General features: G+C 56.8%; 1 protein-coding gene. It reads left to right on the top strand.

The window, feature by feature from the left end:
* On the top strand, nucleotides 1-630 hold a 630-nt coding region (locus AAEZ03_RS25735; RefSeq protein ID WP_350582536.1), incomplete at both ends, for a DDE-type integrase/transposase/recombinase.

Consider the following 630-nt stretch of genomic DNA (forward strand, 5'->3'; position numbering starts at 1 on the left):
ACATGCCTGCAGCCAGTACGGTTCATGCCATTCTCAAGCGCAATGAGCGCATCGACCCTCATGCAGGCCTAGTCAAACCTTTCATCAGATTTGAACACGAGCAACCCAATGATCTGTGGCAAATGGACTTTAAAGGCCATGTGCCCATGCGTACGGGTCGCTGCCATCCATTGACTCTTCTGGATGACCACTCGCGTTTCTTTTTAACGATCGCCGCCTGTGGCAACGAGCAGCGCAATACCGTGCAGGCCCATTTGATCAATGCATTTCGCCTTTACGGGCTACCTGAGCGCATGACGATGGACAACGGGGCGCCGTGGGGCGACGAGCCTGATGCCTATACAGGGCTGGAAATCTGGATCATGCGTCAGGGCGTAAGGGTGAGCCACTCACGCCCCTATCACCCTCAAACGCAGGGCAAGCTGGAAAGGCAGCATCGCAGCATGATCAGGGAGGTCTTTAAGGGCTTGTGTCTGATTGACCTGCCCAGCGCGCAGTGCACGCTGGACGAATGGCGCAAGACCTACAACTACGAGCGTCCGCACGGCGGCATAGGCATGCAGGTACCAGCGTCTCGATATACGCCCAGCGCACGGGAGTATCAGGAGGTGCTACCTGCCATCGAGTACG

Source organism: Pseudomonas sp. HY2-MNA-CIBAN-0224 (genome assembly GCF_040310285.1).
Lineage (GTDB): Bacteria > Pseudomonadota > Gammaproteobacteria > Pseudomonadales > Pseudomonadaceae > Aquipseudomonas > Aquipseudomonas helleri.